The organism is Mesorhizobium sp. WSM3224, assembly GCF_000427725.1.
Lineage (GTDB): Bacteria > Pseudomonadota > Alphaproteobacteria > Rhizobiales > Rhizobiaceae > Mesorhizobium.
In genome coordinates, this window is the sequence record NZ_ATYO01000008.1 from 185696 (window position 1) to 212090 (window position 26395).

Annotated in this window: 28 protein-coding genes, 1 tRNA gene and 1 pseudogene; 14 read left to right on the top strand and 16 right to left on the bottom strand. The window is 61.8% G+C overall.

Features of this window, described 5'->3' with window-relative positions:
* Positions 1-40: 40 nt before the first annotated feature.
* Positions 41-817: an NAD-dependent epimerase/dehydratase family protein gene (locus YU3_RS36645; RefSeq protein ID WP_348631175.1), complete on the bottom strand. Its 777-nt coding sequence runs from the start codon at positions 815-817 to the stop codon at positions 41-43.
* 345 nt (positions 818-1162) lie between these two features.
* On the opposite strand from YU3_RS36645, the pseudogene YU3_RS36650 reads away from it, so the two are divergent.
* Positions 1163-1864, top strand: a pseudogene (locus tag YU3_RS36650) (AraC family transcriptional regulator); the annotation flags it as partial.
* 9 nt (positions 1865-1873) lie between these two features.
* Here YU3_RS36650 and YU3_RS0116355 read toward each other — a convergent pair.
* On the bottom strand, positions 1874-2746 hold the full coding sequence (locus YU3_RS0116355) for an ATP-binding protein (protein WP_027167266.1): 873 nt from the start codon (positions 2744-2746) through the stop codon (positions 1874-1876).
* 253 nt (positions 2747-2999) lie between these two features.
* On the opposite strand from YU3_RS0116355, the gene yajC reads away from it, so the two are divergent.
* From yajC to YU3_RS0116390, 7 genes are all read left to right on the top strand, one after another.
* Positions 3000-3338, top strand: coding sequence for a preprotein translocase subunit YajC (gene yajC, locus YU3_RS0116360; protein WP_027167267.1), 339 nt, complete (start codon positions 3000-3002; stop codon positions 3336-3338).
* Between the two features lie 52 nt (positions 3339-3390).
* Positions 3391-4404 carry a hypothetical protein gene (locus YU3_RS0116365; protein ID WP_027167268.1) on the top strand — a complete coding sequence of 338 codons (1014 nt, stop codon included), beginning with the start codon at positions 3391-3393 and terminating at the stop codon, positions 4402-4404.
* 88 nt (positions 4405-4492) lie between these two features.
* Positions 4493-7042, top strand: coding sequence for a protein translocase subunit SecDF (secDF, locus tag YU3_RS0116370; RefSeq protein WP_027167269.1), 2550 nt, complete (start codon positions 4493-4495; stop codon positions 7040-7042).
* A gap of 121 nt (positions 7043-7163) precedes the next feature.
* Positions 7164-7553, top strand: a complete 390-nt coding sequence (locus YU3_RS0116375; protein ID WP_027167270.1) for an Mth938-like domain-containing protein — start codon at positions 7164-7166, stop codon at positions 7551-7553.
* Positions 7554-8420, top strand: a complete 867-nt coding sequence (locus YU3_RS0116380) for a phytoene/squalene synthase family protein (protein ID WP_245273524.1) — start codon at positions 7554-7556, stop codon at positions 8418-8420.
* A gap of 82 nt (positions 8421-8502) precedes the next feature.
* The gene (locus tag YU3_RS0116385; protein WP_027167272.1) at positions 8503-8928 is read left to right on the top strand and encodes a hypothetical protein; all 426 of its coding nucleotides are present in this window, start codon (positions 8503-8505) and stop codon (positions 8926-8928) included.
* Positions 8928-9878 (top strand): sterol desaturase family protein, encoded by a 951-nt coding sequence (locus YU3_RS0116390; protein ID WP_027167273.1) that lies wholly within the window; start codon positions 8928-8930, stop codon positions 9876-9878. Before YU3_RS0116385 ends, YU3_RS0116390 begins: the two co-directional genes overlap by 1 nt.
* Positions 9879-9887: 9 nt before the next feature.
* On the opposite strand, the gene YU3_RS42250 is transcribed toward YU3_RS0116390, so the two are convergent.
* The 5 genes from YU3_RS42250 to YU3_RS39355 all read right to left on the bottom strand — a co-directional run bounded on the left by YU3_RS42250 (position 9888) and on the right by YU3_RS39355 (position 12682).
* Entirely contained in the window at positions 9888-10100 is a 213-nt protein-coding gene (locus tag YU3_RS42250; protein ID WP_348631176.1) for a type II toxin-antitoxin system RelE/ParE family toxin, read from the bottom strand.
* A gap of 84 nt (positions 10101-10184) precedes the next feature.
* Positions 10185-10487 (bottom strand): type II toxin-antitoxin system ParD family antitoxin, encoded by a 303-nt coding sequence (locus tag YU3_RS0116400; protein ID WP_027167274.1) that lies wholly within the window; start codon positions 10485-10487, stop codon positions 10185-10187.
* Positions 10488-10560: 73 nt separating this feature from the next.
* Positions 10561-11970 carry a methylenetetrahydrofolate--tRNA-(uracil(54)-C(5))-methyltransferase (FADH(2)-oxidizing) TrmFO gene (trmFO, locus tag YU3_RS0116405; protein ID WP_027167275.1) on the bottom strand — a complete coding sequence of 470 codons (1410 nt, stop codon included), beginning with the start codon at positions 11968-11970 and terminating at the stop codon, positions 10561-10563.
* A gap of 379 nt (positions 11971-12349) precedes the next feature.
* The gene (locus tag YU3_RS39350; protein ID WP_084508100.1) at positions 12350-12490 is read right to left on the bottom strand and encodes a DUF1127 domain-containing protein; all 141 of its coding nucleotides are present in this window, start codon (positions 12488-12490) and stop codon (positions 12350-12352) included.
* Positions 12491-12541: 51 nt separating this feature from the next.
* The gene (locus tag YU3_RS39355) at positions 12542-12682 is read right to left on the bottom strand and encodes a DUF1127 domain-containing protein (RefSeq protein ID WP_084508102.1); all 141 of its coding nucleotides are present in this window, start codon (positions 12680-12682) and stop codon (positions 12542-12544) included.
* A gap of 234 nt (positions 12683-12916) precedes the next feature.
* On the opposite strand from YU3_RS39355, the gene YU3_RS0116420 reads away from it, so the two are divergent.
* Both YU3_RS0116420 and YU3_RS0116425 read left to right on the top strand, forming a co-directional pair.
* Positions 12917-14035, top strand: coding sequence for a DUF2157 domain-containing protein (locus YU3_RS0116420; RefSeq protein ID WP_027167276.1), 1119 nt, complete (start codon positions 12917-12919; stop codon positions 14033-14035).
* Positions 14032-14613 (top strand): GDYXXLXY domain-containing protein, encoded by a 582-nt coding sequence (locus tag YU3_RS0116425; RefSeq protein WP_027167277.1) that lies wholly within the window; start codon positions 14032-14034, stop codon positions 14611-14613. Before YU3_RS0116420 ends, YU3_RS0116425 begins: the two co-directional genes overlap by 4 nt.
* 74 nt (positions 14614-14687) lie before the next feature.
* Here YU3_RS0116425 and YU3_RS0116430 read toward each other — a convergent pair.
* Positions 14688-14772, bottom strand: a tRNA-Leu gene (locus YU3_RS0116430).
* Between the two features lie 444 nt (positions 14773-15216).
* On the opposite strand from YU3_RS0116430, the gene tig reads away from it, so the two are divergent.
* The 4 genes from tig (at position 15217) to YU3_RS0116460 (ending at position 19223) form a co-directional block, all read left to right on the top strand.
* Positions 15217-16716 carry a trigger factor gene (gene tig / locus YU3_RS0116435; RefSeq protein WP_027167278.1) on the top strand — a complete coding sequence of 500 codons (1500 nt, stop codon included), beginning with the start codon at positions 15217-15219 and terminating at the stop codon, positions 16714-16716.
* Positions 16717-16892: 176 nt separating this feature from the next.
* Positions 16893-17417 (top strand): hypothetical protein, encoded by a 525-nt coding sequence (locus tag YU3_RS0116440; protein ID WP_027167279.1) that lies wholly within the window; start codon positions 16893-16895, stop codon positions 17415-17417.
* Between the two features lie 235 nt (positions 17418-17652).
* On the top strand, positions 17653-18033 hold the full coding sequence (locus YU3_RS0116445; protein ID WP_027167280.1) for a cytochrome c family protein: 381 nt from the start codon (positions 17653-17655) through the stop codon (positions 18031-18033).
* A gap of 371 nt (positions 18034-18404) precedes the next feature.
* The gene (locus tag YU3_RS0116460; RefSeq protein ID WP_027167281.1) at positions 18405-19223 is read left to right on the top strand and encodes a DUF2189 domain-containing protein; all 819 of its coding nucleotides are present in this window, start codon (positions 18405-18407) and stop codon (positions 19221-19223) included.
* A gap of 37 nt (positions 19224-19260) precedes the next feature.
* Here the strand turns inward: YU3_RS0116460 and YU3_RS0116465 are convergent, their stop codons facing one another.
* The 8 genes from YU3_RS0116465 to map form a co-directional block, all read right to left on the bottom strand.
* Positions 19261-19734, bottom strand: coding sequence for an aminoacyl-tRNA deacylase (locus YU3_RS0116465; protein WP_027167282.1), 474 nt, complete (start codon positions 19732-19734; stop codon positions 19261-19263).
* Between the two features lie 112 nt (positions 19735-19846).
* On the bottom strand, positions 19847-20251 hold the full coding sequence (locus tag YU3_RS0116470; protein ID WP_027167283.1) for a cytochrome C oxidase subunit IV family protein: 405 nt from the start codon (positions 20249-20251) through the stop codon (positions 19847-19849).
* A 26-nt stretch (positions 20252-20277) separates the two neighbouring features.
* Positions 20278-20997: a heme-copper oxidase subunit III family protein gene (locus YU3_RS0116475; RefSeq protein ID WP_027167284.1), complete on the bottom strand. Its 720-nt coding sequence runs from the start codon at positions 20995-20997 to the stop codon at positions 20278-20280.
* Between the two features lie 10 nt (positions 20998-21007).
* The gene (locus tag YU3_RS0116480; RefSeq protein ID WP_027167285.1) at positions 21008-21712 is read right to left on the bottom strand and encodes a cytochrome c oxidase subunit 3; all 705 of its coding nucleotides are present in this window, start codon (positions 21710-21712) and stop codon (positions 21008-21010) included.
* Positions 21709-23478: a cytochrome c oxidase subunit I gene (gene ctaD, locus YU3_RS0116485; RefSeq protein WP_027167286.1), complete on the bottom strand. Its 1770-nt coding sequence runs from the start codon at positions 23476-23478 to the stop codon at positions 21709-21711. The genes YU3_RS0116480 and ctaD overlap by 4 nt, the downstream gene beginning before the upstream one ends.
* Before the next feature lie 21 nt (positions 23479-23499).
* Positions 23500-24384: a cytochrome c oxidase subunit II gene (locus tag YU3_RS0116490; RefSeq protein WP_036258676.1), complete on the bottom strand. Its 885-nt coding sequence runs from the start codon at positions 24382-24384 to the stop codon at positions 23500-23502.
* Between the two features lie 257 nt (positions 24385-24641).
* Entirely contained in the window at positions 24642-25403 is a 762-nt protein-coding gene (gene radC, locus YU3_RS0116495; RefSeq protein ID WP_027167288.1) for a DNA repair protein RadC, read from the bottom strand.
* 136 nt (positions 25404-25539) lie between these two features.
* Positions 25540-26367 carry a type I methionyl aminopeptidase gene (gene map, locus YU3_RS0116500; protein ID WP_027167289.1) on the bottom strand — a complete coding sequence of 276 codons (828 nt, stop codon included), beginning with the start codon at positions 26365-26367 and terminating at the stop codon, positions 25540-25542.
* Between the last annotated feature and the right edge of the window lie 28 nt (positions 26368-26395).

The window sequence follows — 26395 nt, forward strand, 5'->3', positions numbered from 1 at the left end:
CGGGCTTTTTCAGATGCGGAAGATGCCCCTGACGCAGGGCTTAGAGATGATCACGGAGCGTGTCGGCGATCATCGCTTCAAGGCTGCTTGCCTTCACGCCTAAAAGCGCTTCGGCGTCTGAGGAATCAACCAGCAAGGGGCTCTCGAAGAGGTACCTCATCTCGATGAGCTCATGCATGCCCAGCGCTTCCATCTCGGGGACGGAATAGGAGCGTGTCTCTGAAATCTCCCGTCCGAGCATCGCCGCGGTCCTCCGAATGAGCTCGCGGGGTGAGGCGTGTTGGGAGGGGACATGAAGTGCCCGTCCCCATTCACCCGTGTAGCGAGAGGCCGCGGCAAGTGTCCTGGCGACGTCCTTGGTGAAGGTCCAGGCATGAGTCGCGTCGAGGTCTCCGATGAAGGCGACAGGCTTGCTCTCGATGATGGAGGGCAGCGCGACCAGTGAGAAGTAGCTGATCGCGCCATGTCCGAGATAGTCGCTGGACCGTACTTCGATCGCCGGTACGCTGGCACGGACCGCCCGCTGCCACATAATCGTCCTGGCGGTTCCCTTCTTCGAACTCGGGTCGAGAGGCATGTCGGGGCGAAGCGGACTCTCGGTATTTTTCCCATAGCCATAGAGGTTTCCGAGCACGATGAGTTTCGCGCCTACCGCTTCCGCGGCGCGCACGGTGCCGTCGATTATCGGGAAAAAGTCGGTTGGCCACCGATGATATGTGGCCATGGCGCACATGAAAATGGCATCGGCGCCTCGGCAGATACGCGGCAGTTCTGAAGCATCCGTGGCGTCGGCCTGTATGGCCCGCACGTTCCGCAACGCGTTCGAACCGACCTCTCTTCCAAGCTTGAGGAGAGGCGGAAGTACAAGTTCGCGGCGTTGAAAATCGCGCGGGAATTGCCAAATCTTGAGCAGGTTTTGCCATGAATAGAGAGAGCATGCGTCCGCAATTCGCTCCGGCCCGGTCCCCGTCCGACGCTTGCATGCACCATGATGCGATGGTGTGGCGCCCGGGGCAGTCGATAGACGCCCGCTTCAATATGCCGAGAAACCATAGCTACGGTTGCCATGAGTTTTTATGTTGTTGTCGGTGCGGGCCCGGTTGGACGCGAGACGGCCCGCCTGCTTGGCGAAGAAGGCCATGATGTCGTTCTCACGAGCCGAAGCGCCGCGACGCGTTCCTACTGCAATCAGGTCGGGCGATATTTCGTCAGGCGCGCTGGCGATATCGACCTGGTGCCGGCTGGCGAGGAGGGCGGTTTCGAGGCTGAAACCCCTTTCGACACGATGGAGATCGTCTTGCAGCCGGCCTTGATGGAAAGGGTCGCCGCGGAACTTGGCGACAGGGCGCGAGCATCGCGGCTCGAGATGCGCCATCTGCTTCGCGACCAGCGTATCCAACATCTCGCTCGAGCACTGCAGAGCGATCTCAATGCAGACGCGCCGAGTGGCCCTTTGTTTGCCGACAGCATTGGCGCCGCGCTTGCGGTGAGGCTGCTTGGCCTCGATGGTTCAGACCTGGTTCGAATGGACCGGTTGTCGGACATCCAGCTCAAGCGTGTCCTGGAGCACATCGAGACCGCTCTCCACGAGCCGCTTTCGATTGATCGACTGAGCCGAGTCGCCGGCGCGAGCAGTTCGCACCTGCGGACATGGTTCAAGGCGGCGATGGGCGTCACCTTGCATCGCTACGTGTTGCGACGTCGCGTGGAACGGGCGCGCGTTCTGCTGCGGCGAGGCGACCTCAGCACAAGCGAGGTTGCGGCATTGACGGGCTTCGCGCACCAGTCACATCTGGCGCATTGGATGCGCCGCGAGATTGGCCAAACGCCGCGCGACGTGCGCAGGGCACACTCGCCCAAATGACATGACGCTTCAATCCTTCAGCGGCTTTCCGAGCCGGCCGGCGAGATCCTGCGTGAACTGCCAGGCGACGCGGCCGGAACGGCTGCCGCGCGTCGTCGCCCATTCCAGAGCCTCGGCACGCAACTGCTCCGGGTCGGTCTCCAGGCCGTGATAACGGACATAGCCGTCGATCATGTCGAGATATTCGTCCTGCGAGCATTTATGGAAGCCTAGCCACAGCCCGAAACGGTCGGAGAGCGAGACCTTTTCCTCCACCGCTTCCGAAGGGTTGATGGCGGTCGAGCGTTCATTGTCGATCATGTCGCGCGGCAACAGATGCCGACGGTTGGACGTGGCGTAGAAGATGACATTGGCGGGCCGGCCTTCGACGCCGCCTTCGAGCGCTGCCTTGAGCGACTTGTACGAGGTGTCGTCATGGTCGAAGGAAAGGTCGTCGCAAAACAGGATGAAGCGGTAGGGCGCCGCCTTCAACAGGCCCATCAGCTTGGGCAGCGTGTCGATATCCTCGCGGTGGATCTCGATCAGCTTCAGCGGCCGGTCGAGCTTGTCGGAAGCGTTCACGGTGGCATGCACGGCCTTGACCAGCGACGACTTGCCCATGCCGCGCGCGCCCCACAACAGCACATTGTTGGCCGCATAGCCCGAGGCGAAGCGCTCGGTGTTGTCGAGCAGGATGTCGCGCACGCGGTCGACGCCGCGGATCAAGCCGATATCGACGCGGTTCACCTTGCGCACCGGCTCCAGATAGCCGGGTTCAGCCTGCCAGACGAAGCATTCGGCGACGCCGAGATCGGTTTGCGGAACGGGCGGCGAGGCGAGGCGGGAAACCGCCTCGATCAGGCGGTCGAGTTTCTTGTTCAGGACGTCCAGGCTGTCGGTCATATCAGGTCTTTTGTTCAGGCATTGCGGTTTGTCGAAGCAGGTTTCGCGGCGGTACTGCAAGAACCAGCCCCAAGCTTTTGTTGGAGCATGATCTTTCGGCGAACGCGACTGCGACGCTCTAGCACGCGCCAAACGGCTGGAAAAGCAACGGATTCGGCTCGCAGCGCAGTTGCATTGGCAACGTTACCGACTATATTCCGGCCAAATTTTCGCGGGGCCGCCCCGGCGGTATTTCATATCCAGGAGTTTCTCGATGTTTGTTACACCGGCATACGCCCAGGGCATCGGCGCCTCGCCAGACATGTTCATCTCGATTTTGCCGTTTGTCCTGATTTTCGTGATCATGTATTTTCTGATCATCCGGCCGCAGCGCGCGCAGTTGAAGAAGCGTCAGGAAATGCTATCGGCGGTGCGCCGCGGCGATACGGTGGTGACCGGCGGCGGCTTCGTCGGCAAGGTGACCAAGGTGATCGACGACAACGAGCTTGAGGTCGACCTTGGCGGCGGAACCAAAGTGACGGCGCTGCGCTCGACGATCTCGGAGGTGCGCGTCAAGGGCGAGCCGGTGGCGAACCAGAACGCCAAGAAGTAGGTGAAATCCCGGCGGCGACAGCCGCGGGCAGAGTTCTGACGAACGGCGGCATATGGTCTATCTTTCGCGCCTGAGGGTCATGATGATGGGGCTTGCCCTGATCTCGATGGTCTTCGGCGCGTCGAATGTTCTTGCCGCCGTGCCAGGTGCGCATATTCTGTTTCACCTCGATACTGACCAGGTAAAAAGCCGCCGGCTGGAAGCAATGCGCGACCAGATCAGGGCGCTGCTTCGCGACGCCGAACCCAGGATCAGCTATAGCGGCCTTGTTGTATCGGGCCTCACGGTTCAACTGCGCATTGGCGATCCAGGGCAAGCCGAGGCCGCCAAAGCGGCGCTCAAGGCGGCGGTCGATCCCATTGCCGGCAAGGAAGGTCCGGTCCAGGAGTTTGCGCTGGACGACAGCGAGCGCGGCCTGTTGAAGTTTACAATGACCGATGCCGGCGCGAAGTATCGAACTTATGCCGCGCTCACACAGTCGATTGAGATCATCAAAAATCGCCTCAACGAACTTGGCGTGGCCGATCCCGCGGTCCAATTGACGGATGACGGCATACTGGTTCAGGCGCCAAACGTCGCGGATTTGCACAGCTTGGCGCAAACCCTCGCTCGGCAAGGCCGACTGAGCTTCCAATTGGTTGATACTTCGACGCCTGTGGACGATGCGGTCAATGGCCAGGCGCCTGCCGGTTCAACGGTGCTTTACACCCTGGATGATCCGCCAGTTCCCTATCTGGTCGAAGATAGGGTGCTTGTCTCGGGCGACAGTGTGCTGGACGCGGAAGCGACCCGCGACGGGTCTACAGAACAGTTTGTCGTCGCATTCCGGCTCGATTCGAAGGGTACGCAACGTTTCAAATGGGCGACCACGCGGAATATCGGCAAGCCATTTGCCGTGATCCTTGACGATCACGTGATTTCAGCGCCGATCATCCGCGAGCCCATCGAACATGGCACAGTCCAGATATCGGGCAATTTCACGGCTGAAAGCGCTAACGAACTTGCCGTGTTGTTTCGCACCGGTGCGTTGCCGGCGCGATTGACAATCGTCGAGGAAGCACGATAGGGCCGGCCGTGGTTGAAATGACGACGATAGCTAACAACCGAGCCGATGGCGGAATGCTGCCGCTTGTACGCCTGAACGGATAAGAAGAATGCTCTATTTCTCGCGCCTCAAGATGATCCTGATCTGGCTCGCCGTGGCCATCACAGTGATCCTCGCCGCGCCCAACCTTTTCCCGGCGAGCATGCTGGCGCAGTTGCCGAGCTGGGTGCCGAAGCGGCAGATGACGCTCGGCCTCGACCTCCAGGGCGGTTCGCACATCCTGCTGCAGATGGATCAGAACGATCTGGTCAAGGATCAGCTGGAGACGACGCGCGACGAGATCAGGACGCTGCTGCGCGACGCCAAGATCCAATATACCGGACTTGGTGGAACGGGCCGCATCGTGCAGGTGCGCATCAACGATCGGAGCCAGGTCGAAGCCGCGAAGACGGCGCTGAAGCCGATAACCAATCCGGTCACGGCTGGCCTCTTTGCCGGCGGCGCCGTGCAGTCGATGACGCTGGACGACTCCGAGCCTGGATTGTTGAAGTTCACCGTTACGGATGCCGGCATCAAATACCGCACATCGACGGCGTTGTCGCAGGCGATCGAGGTGGTGGAGCGGCGCGTCAATGCGCTCGGCACCACCGAACCGATCGTGCAGCGGCAGGGCGACGACCGCATCCTGGTCCAGGTGCCCGGGCTTCAGAATCCGCAAAGGCTCAAGGACATCATCGGCCAGACCGCCAAGCTGACGTTCCAGATGGTCGATACGTCGGTGCCGGTCCAGGACGCGATGAAGAACCGCCCGCCGCCGGGCGATTCAGTCCTCTATTCACAGGACGATCCTCCTGTTCCTTACCTCGTCGAGAACCGCGTCATCGTGTCGGGTGAAGACCTGTCGAATGCGACGCCGACTTATAACTCGCAGACCAATGAGCCGGTCGTTTCGTTCACCTTCAATTCGCGCGGGGCGACGCGGTTCGGCCAGGCGACCCAGCAGAATGTCGGCAAGCCGTTTGCCATCGTTCTCGACAACCAGGTGATCTCGGCGCCGGTGATCCGCGAGCCGATCCTTGGCGGCAGTGGCCAAATATCTGGCAATTTCACCGCTGAAAGCGCCAACGACCTTGCCGTGCTGCTGCGCGCCGGCGCCTTGCCGGCGAAGCTGACCATCATCGAAGAACGCACGGTCGGTCCTGGCCTCGGCCAGGACTCTATCCATGCCGGCAAGGTGGCGGGCGTGATCGGCTCGATCCTCGTCGTCGCCTTTATGTTCGTTGCCTATGGCTTCCTCGGTTTTCTCGCCAATATCGCCTTGGCCGTGCATGTGGCGATGATCGTCGGCGCGCTTTCGCTGTTGGGCGCCACGCTCACTCTGCCTGGTATCGCCGGTATCGTGCTCACTATCGGCATGGCGGTGGACTCCAACGTTCTGATCTATGAACGCATCCGCGAGGAGCGGCGAAACGGCCGCTCGGTGATCCAGGCAATCGACACGGGCTTCTCCAAGGCGCTGGCGACGATCGTGGATTCCAACGTCACCTCGCTGATCGCCACCGTGGTGCTGTTCTGGCTGGGCACGGGTCCGGTCAAGGGCTTCGCGATCACCTACGCCATCGGCATTCTGACCACTGTCTTCACCGCTTTCACCTTCACCCGCATGCTGGTGTCGATCTGGCTGCGCCGCGCCCGCCCGAAGGAACTGCCGCGCGCTCCGGTCACGTTCATTCCGCCGGGCACCAAGATCCCGTTCATGGGTATCCGCCGCTGGACCTTTGCGCTTTCAAGCACGTTGTCCATCCTCTCAGTTGTCGGATTCCTGACCCTCGGCATCAACTACGGCATCGACTTCAAGGGCGGTTCGATAATCGAGGTGCAGTCCAAACAGGGCGACGCCGATCTCGGTGACATCCGCAACAGGCTTTCCGAGCTCAACATCGGCGAGATCCAGGTGCAGCAATTCGGCGCGCCGAACGATGTGCTGATCCGCGTCGGCACGCAGGACGCCGGAGAGAATGCCGAGCAGACCGTCATCGACAAGGTGAGGGGCGAATTGCAGGACCAGTACGACTTCCGCCGGGTCGAGGTGGTCGGACCGACCGTCTCCGGCGAGCTTGCCAAGCAGGGCACGATCGCCATGCTGGTCGCGCTGGCCGGCATCCTGCTCTACGTCTGGTTCCGCTTCGAGTGGCAGTTCGCGGTCGGCGCTATCGTCGCCACGGTGCACGATGTGGTGATGACGATCGGCTTCTTCGTCTTGACCGGGCTGGAGTTCAACCAGTCCTCGCTGGCTGCGATCCTGACCATCATCGGCTATTCGTTGAACGATACAATCGTCGTCTACGACCGCGTCCGCGAGGATCTGCGAAAATACAAAAAGATGCCGCTGCCGCAGCTGTTGAACAACGCCATCAATGAGACGCTGTCGAGAACCACGCTGACGTCTGTCACGACGTCCCTGGCACTGTTGGCGCTGGTGCTGTTCGGCGGCGAGGTGATCCGCTCCTTCACGCTGGCGATGCTATTTGGCGTGGTGTTCGGCACCTATTCGTCGATCTTCATCGCCGCGCCGCTGCTGATCCTGTTCAAGTTGCGGCCGCAGGCCGCGACGACGGACGAGGAAAAGCCGGTGAACGGCAAGGCCGTGGCGACCTGACGCCGTCGGAGCCGGATGATTTCAAGTCGACCTGAAATCTGATCCGGCTCTCAAGCAAAGAGATAGAGCATGATGTCGTCCGAAAACCGCTCCACACTCTTCGGCATCATGCTCTAGACCCATGGCCAAAGGCATAATCATCCGCGAGGCGCATTACCCGGGCAGGGCGCCTATCGAGGCGTATGGCAATGGCGGCTTCCGCTTCGCCGACATGTCGCATCGCGGATCGCTGCTCGTCCTGCCGTCCGGCATCCATGGCTGGGAGCCGGCCGATCCGCAGGCGCTGAAAGCCTCGGACTTCGACAGGCTGTTCGCTGAGGCCGGCAAGGTGGAGATCCTGCTGGTCGGCATGGGCAAGGACCTGCGGCCATTGCCGGCGGCGCTGCGCGCGGCGCTCAAGGAGGCCGGCATCTCGGCCGACCCGATGTCGACGGGAGCGGCGGTGCGGACCTACAATGTGCTGCTGGCCGAAGATCGCGCCGTGGCCGCGGCGCTGATTGCCGTCGATTGAATGGCCGGCACTTCCAACATCGTCAAGAATGGCGACATCGTCATGGATGCGGTGCGCGCCGCCGACCATGACCGGTATCTGTCGGCGCTCTACGCGCCGGCCGACAAGCGCGACACCTTGCTTGCGCTCTACGCCTTCAACGCCGAAATCGCCGGCGTGCGCGATCGCATCCACGAGCCGCTGCCGGGCGAGGTGAGGCTGCAATGGTGGCGCGACGTCATCGCGGCCGACGGGGATGCCGGGACAGGCCATCCGACCGCCGATGCGCTGCGCGCTGCGATCATCGCCAACCGGCTGCCGAAAGCTGCTTTCGACAACATGCTCGAGGCGCGGATTTTCGATCTCTATGACGATCCGATGCCGTCGCGGACCGATCTGGAGGGCTATTGCGGCGAAACGGCCGCAGCACTGATCCAGCTTGCGGCAATGGTGCTCGATCCGGTCGCGGCGCCTCGCTTTGCCGAGTTGGCGGGCAGGGCCGGTTGCGCGCAGGCCATCACCGGCCTGTTGTTGCTGCTGCCGCTGCATCGCCGGCGCGGACAGTGCTTTGTTCCCGCCGACATCCTGGCGGCGGCCGGCGCAGCGCCGGACGAGTTCATCAAAGGAGAGGGCGGGGCCGCCGCGGAGCGCGCGGTCGCGGCGATGATCGCATTGGCGCGCGAGCATCTCAACGCCTTCGAGAAAGGCGCGCCGGCGCTCCCCGTCGCGCTGCGACCCGCCTTCCTGCCGCTGGCGCTGACCCGCGCTTATCTCCATAGGATGGAGAAAGCCGGCGGATCGCCGCTCAACGCGACGGCGACGCTCTCCACCTTGCGCCGGCACTGGCTGCTCTTGCGTCATGCGATGCGGGGCTGGGCACCCCTTTGACGTAAACGTCAATCGTGCTAGGGATTCCGTCGCGTGGACTCGCGTCAAAGAAATGCGGGCCGCCGGAGGAGCCGCGTTTTCCATGAGCCTGCCAGTCCTGGTCGTCCTAGTCGTTTTCGGCATCGCTTTGTCCGTCGCGGCCGTGCATTTCACCGGCGGCACGACAACCGCGACGCTTGCCGGCGCGAATCAGGCGCTTGCACGCTTTGCCGAGGATTTTCCCGACGAAGAGCCGGGCACCGTGTGGCTGACCGCCGACAATCATGCGGCGTTTCTCGACCTCGGGCCGCGGCGCTGCGGCATCGTCCAGAGCATCGGCGACTGTTTTCTGACGCGTATCGTCACGCCGCACGACATCCTGGCGCTGGCCAGGGAAGGGAACGTGGTCTCGCTGCGGCTGAATGATTTCACCTGGAAAGGCGGCAGTTTCGTCTTTGCCGACCAGGCCGGCGCGCGTGCCGTGGCGGCGGCGCTGCAAGGCCGCGATCAGATCCGAAAGGCCGCGTGATGGACCAGTATAATTTCCCGCAGGTCACCCAGCTCGCGATCCCGTTCTTCGTCGCGGCGATCCTGATCGAGCTCTGGCTGGTGCGCACCGGCCGCGCCAAGGGATCGTTCGAGACACGCGACACGCTGGCCAGCCTGATGATGGGCACAGGCAATGTCGTCGCCGGCCTCCTGCTTGGCGTGGTGTCCTATTGGGCGCTGCTGTGGCTGTGGCAGTTCCGCTTCTTCAATCTCGGCCTGTCGATCTGGGTGTTCGTCGCCGCCTTCCTGCTCGATGACCTGCGCTACTATGTCTATCACCGCATCGCGCATCGGGTGCGCTGGGTGTGGGCAGAGCACGTCAACCACCATTCCAGCCAGCACTACAACCTCTCGACGGCGCTCAGGCAGAGCTGGACCGGCCTGTTCACCTTCACCTTCATCCTGCAGGCGCCGCTGGTGCTGCTCGGCTTCCACCCGGCGGTGATCGCCTTCGTCTTCGGTTTCAACCTTGTCTGGCAGTTCTGGATCCACACCGAGACGATCGGCAAGATGTGGGGCTGGTTCGAATTCATCTTCAACACGCCGTCGCACCACCGCGTCCACCACGCCACCAATCCGCGCTATCTCGACGCCAATTTCGCCGGCACGCTGATCATCTGGGACCGCATGTTCGGCACTTTCGTCGAGGAGCTGGAGGAGGATCGGCCGCGCTACGGCATCGTCAAGAACATCGGCACCTTCAACCCGCTGAAGGTGGCGTTCCACGAATGGATCGGCATGTTCAAGGATGCGCTGACGCCGGGACTGACGCTGCGCCAGCGCCTCAACTATCTCATCCAGCCGCCGGGCTGGAGCCATGACGGCTCGCGCGACACGTCGGAAACGCTGAAGGCGGCTTATGTGCGGAGGAATCCGTCACAGGCGGGGAAGCCGGGATTGCCGGCGGCGGGTGCAGAGCCGGCGGAGTAGTTAGCCCCGTCAGGATGGATTGTCGCCACGCATGAGCGCTTCAAAGTCGCGGTCGCCGTAGAAGACGTTGACGATAAATACGCTATCACCCTCAATGACATAGGCGATTACCGCTGAATGCTCGAACGGAACTGTCCTTAGCCCCTGCATTATACCCTCGCGGAGGCGGCCGCCCCGTGGGGCATTACCGATACTTTGGCAGCGCTCTCTTATCCGATCGATGAAACCGTTGTGGCGACGCTTTCGCTGCCTCCGCTCTCAAGGATATAGGCGGCAATGGCTTCGAGGTCGGCTATGGCTGCTTCGCTAAGAACGACGGCGAGACGCTGGATCATCATTGTCTCGCGCCAGTTGCGAAATCCGGCTCTTTACCCGGTCGACTGCCTCATCGAGCGGGACGGCTGGCCTCTTGTCCTCGATCGATGCCTTCACTCGCGCTCGGATCGATGCCATGCGTTCTGAATGCTCTTGTTCCTCGCGCTGAAAGGCGCGAAGCGCGGCGCGAATGACTTCGCTTGCCGAGCCGAAGGAGCCGTCCTCGACCTTTTCACGGATCATTCGTGCCATGGCAGGCGTGACGGTGATCGACAGTTTCTCGGCGGTTTCCATGGCATTGCCTCCATCCATATAAAGTAGGACGATATCCTACTTTATATGGATCGTCCAACCGGAACCGAAAAGCTTATTCCGCGGCTTGCGCCTGCGCCGGCAGCCCCAGCCATCCGCGGCAATCGGCCAGCGCGCGCGAGGTGATGGCGTGCCTTTTGGCGACGGTCTTGTCCTTGCCGCGCAGGCGCTTGCCCTCGGCCTTCGGCGCTTCGACTGGCGGGAACAGGCCGAAATTGACGTTCATCGGCTGGAAGGAGCGCTTGCCTGGCTCGTCATCCGAGACGATATGGCCGCCGGTGATGTGGTTGAGCAGCGCGCCGAAGGCGGTGGTCGACGGCGGCAGCGAGGGCCGCTGGCCAAGTCGTTCGGCGGCGGCGAAGCGGCCGGCGAGCAAGCCGATCGCGGCACTTTCGACATAGCCTTCGCAGCCGGTGATCTGGCCGGCGAAGCGCAGGCCCGGCCGCGATTTCAGCTGCAGCGAAGGATCGAGCAGCGTCGGCGAGTTGATGTAGGTGTTGCGATGCAGGCCGCCGAGCCGGGCGAAGTCCGCGTTTTCGAGCCCCGGAATGGTGCGGAAGATGCGCACCTGCTCGGCATGCTTCAGCTTGGTCTGGAAACCGACCATGTTGTAGAGCGTGCCCAGCGCATTGTCCTGACGAAGCTGCACCACCGCATAGGCCTTGACCGTCGGATTGTGGGCGTTGGTCAGACCCATCGGCTTCATCGGGCCGTAGCGCAGCGTCTCGACACCGCGCTCGGCCATCACCTCGATCGGCAGGCAGCCGTCGAAATAGGGCGTGCCTTCCCACTGCTTGAACTCGGTCTTTTGGCCATCCAGCAGCGCCTGGATGAAGGCAAAATACTGCTCCTTATCCATCGGGCAGTTGATGTAGTCCTTGCCGGTGCCGCCGGGGCCGACCTTGTCGTAGCGCGACTGGAACCAGCAGGTATTCATGTCGATGGTGTCGAAATGGATGATCGGCGCGATCGCGTCGAAGAAGGCCAGAGCATCGGCGCCGGTGGCTTCCGCGATCGACTGCGCCAGCGACGGCGCCGTCAGCGGGCCGGTAGCTATGATCGCCTGGTCCCATTCCTTGGGCGGCAGTCCGGGCACCTCCTCGCGCTGGATGGTGATCAGCGGATGCGCTTCGATCTTCGCTGTGACCGCGTCCGAAAAGCCGTCGCGGTCGACGGCCAGCGCGCCGCCGGCCGGAACCTGGTGCGCATCGCCGGCGCTCATGATCAGCGAGCCCGCAAGCCGCATTTCGGCGTGCAGCAGGCCGACCGCGTTGTTCTCGGCATCGTCGGAGCGGAAGGAGTTTGAGCAGACAAGCTCGGCCAGACCATCGGTCTTGTGCGCGTCGGTGCCGCGCACCGGGCGCATTTCATGCAGCACGACGGGGACGCCGGCCTCGGCGATTTGCCATGCGGCCTCGGAGCCGGCGAGGCCGCCGCCGATGACGTGTACAGGATTTTTGCTCATGAGCGCCGGAATAATCACTTGGCGGCCCGATTGCAATTGCCGGGCGGCAACGGACGTGGCGGGAAATCAGACGCCAAAAAAACAACACCCGCCGGGGGAGGAGGTCCGGCGGGTGTCGTTTTGGGGGCCGATCTTCGGGAGGAGGTGAAGATCGACCTTATTCGTCATTGCCGGGGAGGAGGTCGGCTTTGACGAAATTCATTTCGCTTTTTAGAGGGAGCGAAACCCCTGGAAGACGAACTTCGTTCGCTTCTGAACAACGCCCGCCGGGGGAGGAGGTCCGGCGGGCGCCGTTTTGGTGGTCAACCCTCGGGAGGAGGTGAAGGCTGACCGTATCCGTCAGGGTCGGGGAGGAGGTCGACCCTGGCGAAATCCCTGGTTAGATCGCCTTGCGGGCGACCATCTTGATCTCGTCGCGAACGATGCCGAGATCATGGAGCTGGCGGTTCGAAAGCCGACCCAACTCGGTAACGGTGTCGCGGTAGACGCGCCAGTTACGATAGCTGCGGATCAGGTTCATTGTCGTTACTCTCTTCAAAACTGGTTCGGACCATTTGCGGTCCGAAGCGGATTAGACCGCCTTGCGGGCGACGAAGTGGATGTCGCTGCGGCTGATGCCGAGGTCGGTCAGTTCACGGTTCGACAGGCGGGTCAGCTCGGAGACGGTGTCCCGGTAGCGGCGCCAGTTGCGGTAGTTGCGGATCAGGTTCATGGTAGTTCTCGTTTCGTCTTTGCTTCGGATCATTCCGTTTGTGTACGAACAGAAAATAGGTGGGATCATATCGGTTTAAAAGTGCCGTTGGCGCATGGCAGCAATGCAAATTGTGCAATGCAGCATTAACGGCCATTCACGCCTGCGTCACAAAGAAGGCCGAATCGGAAAATGCCGCCGCGTCAACGGTTTGGCGGTTCCGGCTTAGAAAACGACCGGGCTTTGGGGATTTGCATGGCGGGCTATGCGACACGGGTGAGGGCGGATATCGCCCGCTGGCGGGAGGCAGGGCTGATCGATCCCGCCACGGCGGAAGCATTGACGCAAGATATCGCCGCCAACGAGCGCGCGTCGCTTAGTTTCGGCTCCATCCTGGCGATGATGGCTGCGCTCTTGTTCGGCGCGGCGATCCTGATTTTCGTCGCCGCCAATTGGGAGGCCATCCCGCGCCTGGCACGAGTTGCGGCGCTGTTCGCCGTCATTATTGCCGGCTATGTCGGCGGCGCGGTGCTGAAGACGCGCGACCACGCCGCGATCGGCGAGGCGCTGTGGATCGTTGCCGCCGCGGCCTTCGGCGGATCGATCGCGCTGATCGGCCAGATGTATCATCTCTCCGGTGATGAAGCCTCGGCGCTGGTGACATGGTGCGCCGGTACGGCGCTGGCCGCCGTGGCGTTGCGCTCGAACCCGCTCACGGTGGCGGCGGTCGGCATCGCGGATGCCTGGCTGTTCCTCAAGGGCTTCGACTTTTTCGGCCGCGCCGAGTTTCTGCATTTCTTCATCGTCATGGCGATCGTGCTGTTCGCCATTTCGTTCTGGACACGCAGCCAGGCCTCGCGTCATCTGATCATCCTGTCAGTGCTTTTCTATCTCGTGCTCCTGGTCGGGGATCACAGCACATTGCGGATCGCCGTTCCGCTGGTTGTCGTCTCAGCGTTGCTGTTTGCCGCGGCGGTTTTTGCGGGCGACCCGATCGACAGGATCCTTCAGCTTGGCGGTCGCCTGCCCTTGCACGCCTTGCTCGGCTTCCTGACCGGCCTGGCCATGATCCAGTTCGAGCTGGCGGATGAAAGCACCTACAACAGTGGTTTCGCTGTCGCCTCGATCGTGGCGCTGGCCGGCATCGTCGCGGCGATCATGCTGGCGGGCCGCGAGAGCAGGGGGTTGCGCTGGCTGGCCTATGCCGGCTTCGCCTTCGAGCTTGCCATCATCTACAGCGTCACCTTGCAGTCGATGCTGGATACGGCCGGCTTCTTCCTGGCGGCGGCGGTGCTGCTCGGCATTCTGGCGCTGGTCATCATCCGCATCGAGAAGCGCATGAGAGCGCCGGCCGAGACGGGAGCAGCGGCATGACCGGCAAGAAACTGATCATCTCGGCGCTGGTGCTGGCGCTTGTCCAGATCGGCTTTCTCGGCTGGATCATCGCCGGCCGCGCCGCGATCCTGCGCAACGGCAAGGAAGTGCTGCTGAAAGTCGAGCCGGTCGATCCGCGCGATCTCCTGCGCGGCGACTATATCTCGCTCAACAACAACATTTCGCGGATCCCGGTGAAGCTGATCGCCAACGTCCCGCAAGGCGCATTTTCCAGCGACGACAGCTCGATCATGGTGCGTTTGAAGAAGGGCGGCGACGGCTACTGGCAGCCGACGGCAGCCTGGCTCGACAAGGCGCCTGCTCCGGCCGGCGCGGACGAGGCGGATATCGCCGGTCATGTCGCGGCGGGCTGGGATCTTCGCAGTCCCGACGCGACGATCGCGCCGGACTATGGAATCGGACGCTTCTACCTGCCGGAAGGCGAGGGTATGGCGATCCAGAATGACATGCGCGTGCGGCCGTTCGGCATCAAGCTCGCGCTCGCGGCCAACGGCACGGCACAGATCAAGGCACTGATGGATGGCGAGAAAGCGCTGTTCGAGGAGCCGCTTTATTAGGGTTAGGTTTTGGCGTTGACTCTGGGGACGCGCCGTCCTCCTTCGCCAAGGCTTCGGAGGACAAGAGCGAAGGATGGTGCGGATGAAGGGACTCGAACCCCCACGCCTTTCGGCACTGGAACCTAAATCCAGGGCGTCTACCAATTCCGCCACATCCGCTTTCCCCGGCAATCCCATGTAGCCATCATTCTGTCAATGTCGGCGCCCAAGTCATGCTTATCCGGCTAAAGCGCGGCGCGTCGAAAAATGGATTCAGGCGACGCGCTTTGGTCTTTGTTTTAATGCATGCCGTTCGCCCAAAACCGCTGCGCGGTTTTGGGCGACATGCATTGGAGCGAAGATAGTTGAAAATTAGCCTAGCCTGTGACAAAAGGCGTGTCGAATGTGACGGAAAGTGAATTTCCGCTTCTGCAAGATGTGAAAAGTTCCAGGAAAAACAAAAACTTATTCGCATTTGGCAAGGCGCAGTTCAGGGAGTTTGAGCCGCATCAGCGGTCAAATCGCCAGGTTCCGTACCAAAAGCCATTTCCGGCAACATCATACCGGCAGGCTGTAAACGGCTAAGACCGTTTGGCAGTCTCATTGTGAAACAAAGGTTCTAGGATGCAGGTCACCGAAACGCTCAACTCCGGTCTCAAGCGCGAGATCAAGATCACCGTGCCGGCCGGTGACATGGAAGCCAAGCTGATGGCGCGGCTGACCGATGCCCGCGCCAAGGTGCGCATCAACGGCTTCCGCCCCGGCAAGGTGCCGGTGCAGCACCTGCGCAAGGTGTATGGCAAGTCGTTCATGGCCGAGGTCGTCAACGAGATCCTCAACGATTCGACCCGCTCCATCATCTCGGAGCGCGGCGAAAAGGCCGCGATGCAGCCCGAAGTGATCATGACCGAGGACGAGAAAGAGGCCGAGAAGATCCTGGCCGGCGGCTCCGACTTCGAATTCAGCCTCAACTACGAAGTCATTCCGGCGATCGAAATCAAGGACTTTTCCGACATCAAGGTGACGCGTCAGGTCTATGACGTGCCGGAATCGGAAGTCGAGGATCAGGTCAAGCGCGTTGCCGAATCGGCGCGCAGCTATGAGCCGAAGACCGGCAAGGCCGCCGAGGGCGACCGCGTCAGCATCGACTATGTCGGCAAGATCGGCGGCGAGGCTTTCGCCGGCGGCGCCGGCAACGACCAGCCGCTTGTGCTCGGCTCCAAGGAGTTCATCCCGGGCTTCGAGGACCAGTTGGTCGGCTCGAAGGCCGGCGACGAGAAGCAGGTCACCGTCACTTTCCCCGAAAACTACCAGGCGGCGCATCTGGCCGGCAAGGAGGCCACCTTCGACGTCACGGTGAAAGAAGTGTCGGCGCCCGGTGCGCTCGAAGTCAATGACGAGACGGCCAAGAATCTCGGCCTGGAATCGCTCGAGCGCCTGCGCGAAATCGTGCGCGGCCAGATCGAGAACCAGTTCGGCTCGATGACACGCCAGAAGGTGAAGCGCCAGCTGCTCGACCAGCTCGATTCCGCCTATTCCTTCGAAGCGCCCTCGAAGCTCGTCGAGGCCGAGTTCAACAACATCTGGGCTCAGGTCAACCGTGACCTCGAAGCCGCGGGCCGTACTTTCACCGACGAGGAGACGACGGAAGAAGAGGCGCGCGCCGAATATATGCGTCTTGCCGAACGCCGCGTGCGCCTCGGCCTGGTTCTGGCCGAGATCGGCGAGAAGGCCGGCGTCACCGTGTCGGACGAGGAACTTCAGCGCGGCCTGCTCGAACAGGTGCGCCGCTTCCCGGCCAACCAGCAGCAGGAAGCGTTCGAGTATTATCGCAGCAACCCGGAAGCCATCAACGCGCTGCGGGCGCCGATGTTCGAGGAGAAGGTCGTCGACTATCTGCTCGGCCAGATTTCGGTCAACGACGTCAAGGTCAGCAAGGACGAGCTGATGGCCGACGACGAAGAGGCCGAAACCACGACCAAGGCAAAGCCGGCCAAGAAGGCATCTTCGAAGAAGACCGAAGCCAAGGCAAGTGAAGCGAAGGCGGGCGAAGCTACCGATGAGGCGGAAGAGCCGAAGAAGAAGGCCACGCCGAAGAAGAAGGCTGCCAAGGAAGCCGAGTGACAGGTTTCAATACCGCGATTTCGAAGGCCGCCTCCGGGCGGCCTTTTTCATTGCGGAGTATCTCATTGTGGCGGCGCGGCAACACAGGCAACTTGTCTTGATGGTCTGACGCTGGCGATACCAACCGTTGAACATTATCTGCGCTTCATCGCATCCGCGGGCATCTGGAGGCATTGGTGAGGCTGGGGTTCATGATGAGAGACGTGGTCGTTGCCGCGGCGTTCTTGTTTGCCGCCGCAGGCGCCGCCAGGGCCGAGCCTAATCTCGGCAACTGGAGCGTCGGCGCCGGCGATGACGGCCAGATCACGGCGTCGCTCCATGCCAGCAACAAGCTGATCACCGGCGGTGGGGCATTGGGCTACAGTCCGGTGCTGACTTTGGCTTGCCGGCCGGATGGCGAGCCACGCTGGAGCGAATGGCTTCAGCTCAACGATGCCGTCTCCGCCAGCCGCAAGATCACCATCTCCGTCATTGTCGACGGTGGCGGCAAAACCGATGAAAGCTGGGAGGTCGGCCCACGCCGCAGAACGCTGGTCAGGGATGGCGACGACGGCATCAAGCGTCTGGTTTCAGCGAACCGGCTGACACTGTCATGGCGCTTCGGCCTGCTGTCGGGACGCGGCGAGGCCGATTTCGAACTTGCGGGTCTCTCGGAGGCGATCGGCCGGATCGCGGCAAGCTGCAAAACCGATCCGCCTTGAGCGTTGCCGTTCAGAACAGGCTTGCACCGCTTTGCCCCCTCTGGGGCAGCTAGTCTCCCCGGAGCACACCTAAGCCTTCGCAAAAATTGGCTTTTTTTACCTGTTTGGTCGATTCTGTGGTATGTAGGTGCCGCAATTCCACTGAAGAGACGCGGACGCCTCCTATGCAGGGTATGCCAGCGGGCCGGCCTGGCGCGGATCGTCCGACGTAAACGACCATCAGAGAGGAAATGCGATGCGTGCAATTGCGCTTTTCATCGTCTTGTCCGCCACGACCCCCTTCGTGAGCTCATCGCAGGCCCAGGATGCTGCGGCGGGCGAGAAGGTCTTCACCAAATGCAAGGTCTGCCATGTCGCGGACAAGGACCAGAACAAAGTCGGTCCTTCATTGAACGGCGTCATCGGCCGCACGGCCGGCACGCATCCGGGATTCAGCTATTCCGCGGCCATGACCGCGGCTGGCAAATCCGGCGTCAAATGGGACGAACCGACCCTGACGACCTACCTTCACGCCCCCCAGGCGATGGTCAAAGGGACGAAAATGACGTTTCCCGGCCTCAAGGATGACAAGGACATTGCCAACGTCATCGCTTACCTGAAACAGTTTTCCAAGTAGGCAGCCGTTGCAGGTTCCCATTTGGTGGTCGCCCGCCGAAGGACAAGGCCGGCAATTGCGCTGTTGAGATGTCGCGTTATGCCGGCAGCGCGAAGAACCCCAACAACAGCAGAATGACGATGCCAAGGCCGAGTATGAGAAGCGTCCGAGTATCCATGACGTTCACCTTCGCACCCCGAGAATACCGAAAAAGAACCTCTGGAGCCAGCACCCGCTGCGGCTGACCATTAGCCGGCGCTGACGGAAGGCGACAAATCGGGCGTAAAGAAGTATGTTGGCGTCAGTGCAGGTCGCGGTTTGCGTGGCCAGTCTCGCAGAGCGCTAGCACCGTGAAATCCGCGACCTTGCCGGAGCCTATCTGGAGGATGGCCATGGCAAGCTTTCACGTGATTGCAGGCGCCAGCGAAACGCTGGAGCATACCAGGGTGAGAAAGATCGGCGTTTCCGATCTTTTCGATGCGCTCAGACACGGTGTCGACGACTTCATGGTCAAGCCCTCGCACATCGTGTTCCTGTGCATGATCTATCCACTTGTCGGCGTGGTGCTTGCCACCTGGACATCGGGAGCAAACGCCTTGCCGCTGCTGTTTCCGCTCGTGTCCGGCTTTGCGCTGATCGGTCCATTCGCAGCGATCGGACTCTACGAAATCAGCCGCAGACGGGAGGCCGGGCTCGATGCGTCCTGGCGCCACGCGTTCGAGGTCAGGAATTCCCCGGCTGTGCCGGCCATAGCCGCAGTCGGGATCATGTTGTTTGCGATCTTCATCATGTGGCTTTTGACCGCAAAGCTTTTCTACGAGTATCTGTTCGGATCCGAGCCGCCAGCGTCACTGTCCAGTTTCATAACCGAGATATTCGCGACCGGGAGCGGCTGGACGCTGATCATACTGGGTCACGCGATCGGGTTTGTGTTCGCCGTGGTCGTGTTGTGCACTACCGTGGTCGCTTTCCCGCTGCTGCTCGATCGCGATGTCGGCGCCTACGAAGCCGTCCACACGTCGGTGCGCGTGGTCTTGGCCAACCCGATTGCGATGGCGGTCTGGGGACTTATCGTCGCCATTGGGCTGATCATCGGCTCGCTGCCTGTGTTCGCGGGGCTGGCGGTAGTGCTGCCAATCCTCGGCCATGCCACCTGGCATGTGTACCGCAAGGTGTTGGAGCCGCCGGCCGCCCCAAGACCCGCGAACTGAGCGAACCTTTGAGAGCACCGGCGGAGCGCTGGCGCTCTCACGGGGCCGGGTGGCTGAACCGTGCCTGACGCGCGCCTGTAGTCAGCTCGCGGAAATCCTTGCCGCTGACATGCACGAGCGTCTTGTGGTCACCGCCCTCGAAATAGATATCGGCGGCGTCGCCGAGGCTTTCGTCCAGGATGACCGGCACATCATAGGCCGCGCCGATCGGCGGCACGGCGCCGATGTCGCAATCATCGAAGAGCGATACCACCTCGTCCTCGGAAGCGAGCCCGAGGCGCCTGTCCATGACGTCCTGCAGCCTGGCGAGTTCGATCCTGTGGGTGCTTGGAACCACGGCCAGCGCATAACCGAGCTCGTGGTGAACGACCACGGACTTGGCCATGATACTGCCGGGCACATGCGCGGCGATGGCGGCCTGCCTGCTGGTGGCGGTCCGATGATGGGCGACTGTGTCGTACGGAATTCCCTTGCCGTCGATAAAATTCCTCAGTCTGTTTGCTATCGTCATTTTCCGCGTCCTTTGCTCGAGTTTCACGACGCATACCAAAACGAACCCGCTGGCCTGTTGTTTCGAGGCATCGGCTATTCCCGGCTGGTTTGTTGCGGCGGTGTCCGAACCGTCAGGGGCCGGGCCCGAAATGTGCGATACGGGTCAGCAGCGTATAGTCGGCCTCGAAGACCATCATCGTCACGAAAACCAGCACCAGTATCGGCGGCAGGATGATCGCATACATCATCGCCAGCCGCTCCCAGGCCATGTGCATGAAGACGGCAACGATCAGTCCCGCCTTGAGCATCATGAAGATCAGGATCAGCGACCATCTGAGGTAGCCGTGGATACCGAAATAGTCGACCAGATAGGAGCAGGTGCTGAGAATGAACAGCCACGCCCAGACCACCAGGTAGAGCTTGATCGGGTGCTCCTGATGGACCTCGGGGCGAGCGACCGCTGTCGCAGCCGCTTGCTCCGCATGGGTGGCGTGCAGTGCGTGTTGTCCGAGACCGTTTGCGGTTGCTTCAGCCATATCTTCCTCTCGACAAAGCCTGCCTCTCACCAAAGATAGAAGAAGGCGAAAATAAACACCCAGACCAGATCGACGAAGTGCCAGTAGAGTCCCATGATCTCGACATTCTCGTAGCGGCCCTTGCGGCTGGTGAAGAAGCCGGGACGACCGGTGTCGAAGTCGCCGCGCCAGACCTTTCGCGCCACGATGACGAGGAAGATCACCCCGATCGTCACGTGGGTGCCGTGGAAACCGGTGATCATGAAAAAGCACGAGCCGAATTGCGCGGCTCCCCACGGGTTGCCCCAGGGCCGGACCCCTTCGGTGATCAGCTTGGTCCATTCGAAGGCCTGCATGCCGACGAAGGTCGCGCCGAGCGCGGCGGTCAAAAGCATCAGGATCGCAGTTTTGCGGCGGTCGTGACGGTAGCCGAAATTGACCGCCATGGCCATGGTTCCGCTGCTCGAGATCAGCACGAAGGTCATGATGGCGATAAGGATAAGCGGGATATCGGAGCCGCCGATGCGAAGGGCAAAGACCTCGCTCGGGTTCGGCCAGGGCACACGTGTCGACATGCGCGCGGTCATATAGGAGAGCAGGAAGCAACCGAAAATGAAGGTGTCGCTGAGCAGGAAGATCCACATCATGGCCTTGCCCCAGGACACGTTCTTGAATGCGCGCTGATCCGAGGCCCAGTCGGCGGTAATTCCCCGCCAGCCCTTGGGGCGATCCGGTTGGCCGGTATGCGTCACGGTCGTCTCCGTCATCGCCTGCCTCCTAGGTCAGCAATTTCCGGCAAATGTCGATGAACGTCGCCGCCCAGCCGGCCAAAACGGCGAAGATGCAGAGCCAGACGAAAAGCAGGAAATGCCAATACATGGCACAGAGCTCGACGCTGAGGCTGAGCCGCTGCGGCCGCGCTCCGTTCCAGGCGCTGGCGCTCGTCCTGCCAAGGCCGATCAGACCGCCCAATATGTGCAGGCCATGCATTGCCGTGATCAGATAGAAGAAGCTGTTGGCCGGGTTGGACGCCAGCAGGTAGCCATCTTCGGTCAGCTGCCGCCAGGCCATCAGCTGGCCGGCAAGGAAGGCGAGGGCGGTCAGTCCGGCCGTTGCAAGACCGAGCCTGACCATGTCCGTCTGGCCTCTGCGCGCGGCGATCACCGCGCATTGCAGCGCGACGCTGCTCAATACGAGCACGCCGGTGTTGAGCCAGAGCAGGCGCGGCAGCGGCAGCGGCTGCCAGTCCGGCAGGCCCATGCGCATGAAATAGGCGCTGGTGAACAGGGAGAACAGGCAGCCGACGACGGCGAGGAAGACGCCGAGACCGATCTTGGCGGTAGGCAGGGCCGATCGGTCGAAGCCGACGAAGTCGCCGGCCATGCCTTGCTCAAGCCATGGCTTGGCCATCAGCCGCTGGTGCGAAAGCCACCATCCGGCAAAGCCGGCGATCACCAGCAGGAAGACCAGGATGACGCTCATGCCGGCTCCCTGGACGGAGCGAAGGCGCCCGGCACGTTCTGCGGGATGAAGTCCTCCTTGGCGCCCGGCACGCTGTAGTCATAGGCCCAGCGATAGACGATCGGCAGCTCCTTGCCGAAATTGCCGTGCGCCGGCGGCGTCTGCGGCGTTTGCCATTCGAGCGTCGTTGCACGCCACGGATTGCCGCCGGCCTCGCGACCATGGCGGATGCTCCAGATCAGGTTGAACACGAACACAATCTGCGCGAAGCCGACGATGAAGGCCATGATGCTGATGAACGAGTTCAGATGATGCGCCGATTCCGTCATTATGGTCATGTCGGTCAGCTCGGCGTAACGCCGCGGAACGCCCATCAGGCCGAGATAGTGCATTGGGAAGAAGATCAGGTACGCGCCGATGAAGGTGACCCAGAAATGGAAGCGGCCGAGCGTCTCGTCCAGCAGTCGTCCAGTGACCTTCGGATACCAGTGATAGATCGCGCCGAAGATCACCAGGATCGGCGCGACGCCCATGACCATGTGGAAATGGGCGACGACGAACATTGTGTCGGAGAGCGGCACGTCGACGACGACGTTGCCGAGAAAAAGACCCGTCAGGCCGCCGTTGACGAAGGTGACGATGAAGGCGAGCGCGAACAGCATGGGGATGGTGAGGTGGATATCGCCGCGCCAGAGCGTCAACACCCAGTTATAGACCTTGATCGCGGTCGGCACGGCGATGATCAAGGTGGTGGTGGCAAAGAAGAAGCCAAAATAGGGATTCATGCCGCTGACATACATGTGGTGCGCCCAGACCACGAAGCTCAGCGCGCCGATGGCGATGATGGCCCAGACCATCATGCGATAGCCGAAGATGTTCTTGCGCGCATGCGTGCTGATCAGGTCGGACACGATGCCGAAGGCCGGTAGCGCCACGATGTAGACTTCCGGGTGGCCGAAGAACCAGAACAGGTGCTGGAACAGGATCGGGCTGCCGCCATTGTGCTGCAACTGCTCGCCCATCTCGACGATCGCCGGCATGAAGAAGGAAGTGCCGAGCGCGCGGTCGAGCAGCATCATCACGCACGCGACAAACAGTGCCGGGAAGGCGAGCAACGCCATGACGGTGGCGGTGAAGATGCCCCAGACGGTGAGCGGCAGGCGCATCAAGGTCATGCCGCGCGTGCGGCCCTGCAGCACCGTCACCACATAGTTCAGACCACCCATGGTGAAGCCGATGATGAACAGGATGAGCGAAGAGAGCATCAGTATGATGCCCCAGTCCTGGCCGCCCGGCGTTCCGGACATGATGGCCTGAGGCGGGTAGAGCGTCCACCCGGCGCCTGTCGGCCCGCCCGGCGCGAAGAAGCTCGACACCAAAACCAGAACGGCCAGCAGATAGATCCAGTAGCTCAGCATGTTGACATAGGGGAAAACCATGTCGCGGGCGCCGACCATCAACGGGATGAGGTAGTTGCCGAAGCCGCCAAGGAAAAGCGCCGTGAGCAGGTAGATCACCATGATCATGCCGTGCATGGTGATGAACTGGTAGTAGGCTTCTGGGGTGATGAAGTCGAACGTGCCGGGGAAGCCGAGCTGCAGCCGCATCAGCCAGGAGAGCACCAGCGCCACCAGGCCGATCGACGTTGCCGTCGCTGAATACTGAATGGCGATGACCTTGGCGTCCTGCGAGAAGACGTATTTGGTCCACCAACTATGCGGGTGGTAGAGTTCCATCTCCCCGACTTCGGCGGGTGGAACGGCATCTGCGGGTGTGACGTCGACCATGGGAGCACCTCCGCGCCCTGTTCAGCGAGCCTCAAGCGTTTCGAGCTTTGCCGCGACGTCCAAACCGGACGCCATCGTCTTTCCTGACGGTTGGTTCGCCGAGCCCGTTTGCTTGGGCGCAGACAATTGCGCAAAGGTCTGCTGCTGGCCGAGCCAAGCCAGATAGTCCTGCTCGGTGTCGACCATGACCACGCCATGCATCAGCGGATGTCCCTGGCCGCAGAGTTCGGCGCACAAAACCTGAAAGGTCCCGGTCCTCGTTGGCGTGAACCAGAAATACGTAACCGACCCGGGGATCATGTCCATTTTGGCGCGGAATTCCGGGATGTAGAAATCGTGCAGCACGTCGATCGAGCGCAACAGCACCTTGACCGGCTTGCCGACCGGAAGATGCAGATCGGTGGCCTCGACCACGACGTCGTCCTGGCCGTTTGGATCTTTGGGGGCGATGCCCAACGGATTGTCAGCGGTGACGTCGCGAGTGTCCGAAGTACCGAGCCTGCCGTCCTTGCCGGGCAAGCGGAAACTCCACTGCCACTGCTGCGCGACAACCTCTATCTCGGTCGCATCGCTTGGGACGGTGACGAAGCGGCTCCAGACGAACAGGCCGGGGACCAGCAAGGCAGTGACGCCTGCCGCGGTGACGACCATGAGCCACCATTCGAGCCGCTTATTCTCCGGTTCATATGCCGCGCGGCTGCCTTCCCGATGCCGGAAGCGGAAGACGCAATAGGCCATAAAAAGCACGACAGCGGCAAAGACGATGCCGGTGATCCAGAAGCTGATGATGATGGTGTTGTCGATATAGTCCCAGTTCGAGGCAATCGGCGTCCACCACCATGGGCTCAGGAGGTGGAATAACACCGAGCCCACGACGACCAAAACGAGTACAAGCACAACGGCCATGTCCCGTCCTCCCGGTATTTCACCGGAGCGCGAAACATCCGACCGAAATACCAAGCCGCATCATGCTCGATTTCCCGTTGAAATTCCAGAGCCGACTATGTGATTGGCAAAACGCTGCTTTTGCGCCGTAGCTTCGGGCGGTGGGCTGGGCCTTGAAGCGCGTCGCGCTGAAACGGATTCAGGCGATGCGCTTCAAACTTTTGTATTTGCGCATGTCGCTTTCCCAAAACCCGCTGCGCACTTTTGGGCGACATGCGTCAGATCAGCAGCAGCCCCTTCATCGAGGCGTTGCCCTTGCGGCCGATGATGATGTGATCGTGCACGCCAATGCCCAGCCGCTTGCCGGTCTCGACGATCTCCTTGGTCATCTCGATGTCCGCGCGGGAAGGTGTGGGATCCCCCGAAGGATGATTGTGCACCAGGATGACGGCGCTGGCGGAGAGTTCGAGCGCTCGCTTCACCACCTCGCGCGGATAGACCGGCGTATGGTCGACGGTGCCGGTCTGCTGCACCTCGTCCGCGATCAGCCCGTTCTTCTTGTCGAGGAACAGGATGCGGAACTGCTCGCGGCTCTCGAAGGCCATGGCCGAGCGGCAATAGTCGAGCAGTTGCGTCCAGTTGGACAGAACTTCGCGGCCGCGCACCTCGCCGCGGGCCATGCGCTGGGCCGTCGCGGCAATGACCTTGAGATCGGCCGCCACGGCCGGCCCGATGCCTTTGACCTCCTCGAGCAGGGATGCCGGCGCGCCGAGCACTTCGGCCAGCGAGCCGAAACGGGCAATGAGCGCCTTGGCGATCGGCTTGGTGTCGACGCGCGGGATCAGACGGAAAAGCAGGAGTTCCAACAGTTCATAATCAGGCAGGGCGTCCGGTCCACCGGCGGCAAAGCGTTCGCGCAGGCGGTCGCGGTGGCCGTGATAGTGGGGCTTGTCTTCCGCGGCCGCCTTTTTCACCGACTTTTGCGGCGGCTCGATCCAGCCTTCGGAAAAGAACGCCCGCTCGTCCTCGACTTTGCCCATTCCTGCCTGTCCCCCCAAAAGGCTTGGCTGAAACTTAAAGCAATTCCAGGAAAAGTGTGAAGCGGTTTTCCGTTCGGAATTGCGCGAAAACAAGCGGATAGGGCGGGCCATCGTTTCCATGAAACGATGATCCGCTCTATCCCGGCAAGCCGGGGCGGTCGAGCTTTTTCGGCGACAGCGTGAAGATCTCGCATCCGGTGTCGGTTACCCCGATCGTGTGCTCGTATTGCGCCGACAGCGAGCGGTCGCGCGTCACGGCGGTCCAGCCGTCGGAGAGCACCTTCACATGCGGGCGGCCGAGATTGATCATCGGCTCGACGGTAAAAATCATGCCGGGCCGCATCTCGACGCCTTCATTGACGGTGCCGTAGTGCAGGATATTCGGCGCGTCGTGGAAAAGCTGGCCGACGCCGTGGCCGCAGAAGTCGCGCACCACCGAGCAGCGCTCGGCCTCGGCATAGGTCTGGATCGCGGCGCCGATGGCACCGGTGCGGGCGCCCGGCTTGATCGCGGCGATGCCGCGCATCAGGCATTCATAGGTCACTTCGAGCAGGCGCTCGGCGGCGCGCTTGATCGTACCCACCGGATACATGCGCGAGGAATCGCCGTGCCAGCCGTCGAGGATGTAGGTGACGTCGATGTTGACGATGTCGCCTTCCTTCAGCGGCTTGTTGTCGGGGATGCCATGGCAGACAACATGGTTGATCGAGGTGCAGGACGACTTGGTGTAGCCGCGATAGTTGAGCGTCGCCGGCAGCGCGCCATGGTCCATGCCGAATTCGAAGACGAAGCGGTCGATGGTTTCCGTCGTCACGCCGGGCTTCACCATCGGCACAAGCTCGTCAAGACAGCGCGCTGTGAGATCGCAGGCTTTGCGCATGCCGGCAAAGCCTTCCTCAGCATAGAGGCGGATCTGGCCGGTATTTCGAAGGGGGGCCGTGGAAGCGTCGAGATAGGTAACCATTTTTGTCCGTTTGCCGGCTTCGGCTTCG

What these genes read in the sequence shown, in the direction of transcription:
- YU3_RS0116355 (WP_027167266.1), bottom strand. Translation starts at nt 2,746, where the DNA reads ATGACCGACAGCCTGGACGTCCTGAACAAGAAACTCGACCGCCTGATC.
- yajC (WP_027167267.1), top strand. Translation starts at nt 3,000, where the DNA reads ATGTTTGTTACACCGGCATACGCCCAGGGCATCGGCGCCTCGCCAGAC.
- YU3_RS0116365 (WP_027167268.1), top strand. Translation starts at nt 3,391, where the DNA reads ATGGTCTATCTTTCGCGCCTGAGGGTCATGATGATGGGGCTTGCCCTG.
- secDF (WP_027167269.1), top strand. Translation starts at nt 4,493, where the DNA reads ATGCTCTATTTCTCGCGCCTCAAGATGATCCTGATCTGGCTCGCCGTG.
- YU3_RS0116375 (WP_027167270.1), top strand. Translation starts at nt 7,164, where the DNA reads ATGGCCAAAGGCATAATCATCCGCGAGGCGCATTACCCGGGCAGGGCG.
- YU3_RS0116380 (WP_245273524.1), top strand. Translation starts at nt 7,554, where the DNA reads ATGGCCGGCACTTCCAACATCGTCAAGAATGGCGACATCGTCATGGAT.
- YU3_RS0116385 (WP_027167272.1), top strand. Translation starts at nt 8,503, where the DNA reads ATGAGCCTGCCAGTCCTGGTCGTCCTAGTCGTTTTCGGCATCGCTTTG.
- YU3_RS0116390 (WP_027167273.1), top strand. Translation starts at nt 8,928, where the DNA reads ATGGACCAGTATAATTTCCCGCAGGTCACCCAGCTCGCGATCCCGTTC.
- YU3_RS0116400 (WP_027167274.1), bottom strand. Translation starts at nt 10,487, where the DNA reads ATGGAAACCGCCGAGAAACTGTCGATCACCGTCACGCCTGCCATGGCA.
- trmFO (WP_027167275.1), bottom strand. Translation starts at nt 11,970, where the DNA reads ATGAGCAAAAATCCTGTACACGTCATCGGCGGCGGCCTCGCCGGCTCC.
- YU3_RS39350 (WP_084508100.1), bottom strand. Translation starts at nt 12,490, where the DNA reads ATGAACCTGATCCGCAGCTATCGTAACTGGCGCGTCTACCGCGACACC.
- YU3_RS39355 (WP_084508102.1), bottom strand. Translation starts at nt 12,682, where the DNA reads ATGAACCTGATCCGCAACTACCGCAACTGGCGCCGCTACCGGGACACC.
- YU3_RS0116420 (WP_027167276.1), top strand. Translation starts at nt 12,917, where the DNA reads ATGGCGGGCTATGCGACACGGGTGAGGGCGGATATCGCCCGCTGGCGG.
- YU3_RS0116425 (WP_027167277.1), top strand. Translation starts at nt 14,032, where the DNA reads ATGACCGGCAAGAAACTGATCATCTCGGCGCTGGTGCTGGCGCTTGTC.
- tig (WP_027167278.1), top strand. Translation starts at nt 15,217, where the DNA reads ATGCAGGTCACCGAAACGCTCAACTCCGGTCTCAAGCGCGAGATCAAG.
- YU3_RS0116445 (WP_027167280.1), top strand. Translation starts at nt 17,653, where the DNA reads ATGCGTGCAATTGCGCTTTTCATCGTCTTGTCCGCCACGACCCCCTTC.
- YU3_RS0116460 (WP_027167281.1), top strand. Translation starts at nt 18,405, where the DNA reads ATGGCAAGCTTTCACGTGATTGCAGGCGCCAGCGAAACGCTGGAGCAT.
- YU3_RS0116465 (WP_027167282.1), bottom strand. Translation starts at nt 19,734, where the DNA reads ATGACGATAGCAAACAGACTGAGGAATTTTATCGACGGCAAGGGAATT.
- YU3_RS0116470 (WP_027167283.1), bottom strand. Translation starts at nt 20,251, where the DNA reads ATGGCTGAAGCAACCGCAAACGGTCTCGGACAACACGCACTGCACGCC.
- YU3_RS0116475 (WP_027167284.1), bottom strand. Translation starts at nt 20,997, where the DNA reads ATGACGGAGACGACCGTGACGCATACCGGCCAACCGGATCGCCCCAAG.
- YU3_RS0116480 (WP_027167285.1), bottom strand. Translation starts at nt 21,712, where the DNA reads ATGAGCGTCATCCTGGTCTTCCTGCTGGTGATCGCCGGCTTTGCCGGA.
- ctaD (WP_027167286.1), bottom strand. Translation starts at nt 23,478, where the DNA reads ATGGTCGACGTCACACCCGCAGATGCCGTTCCACCCGCCGAAGTCGGG.
- YU3_RS0116490 (WP_036258676.1), bottom strand. Translation starts at nt 24,384, where the DNA reads ATGGCCGTTGTGCTTGTACTCGTTTTGGTCGTCGTGGGCTCGGTGTTA.
- radC (WP_027167288.1), bottom strand. Translation starts at nt 25,403, where the DNA reads ATGGGCAAAGTCGAGGACGAGCGGGCGTTCTTTTCCGAAGGCTGGATC.
- map (WP_027167289.1), bottom strand. Translation starts at nt 26,367, where the DNA reads ATGGTTACCTATCTCGACGCTTCCACGGCCCCCCTTCGAAATACCGGC.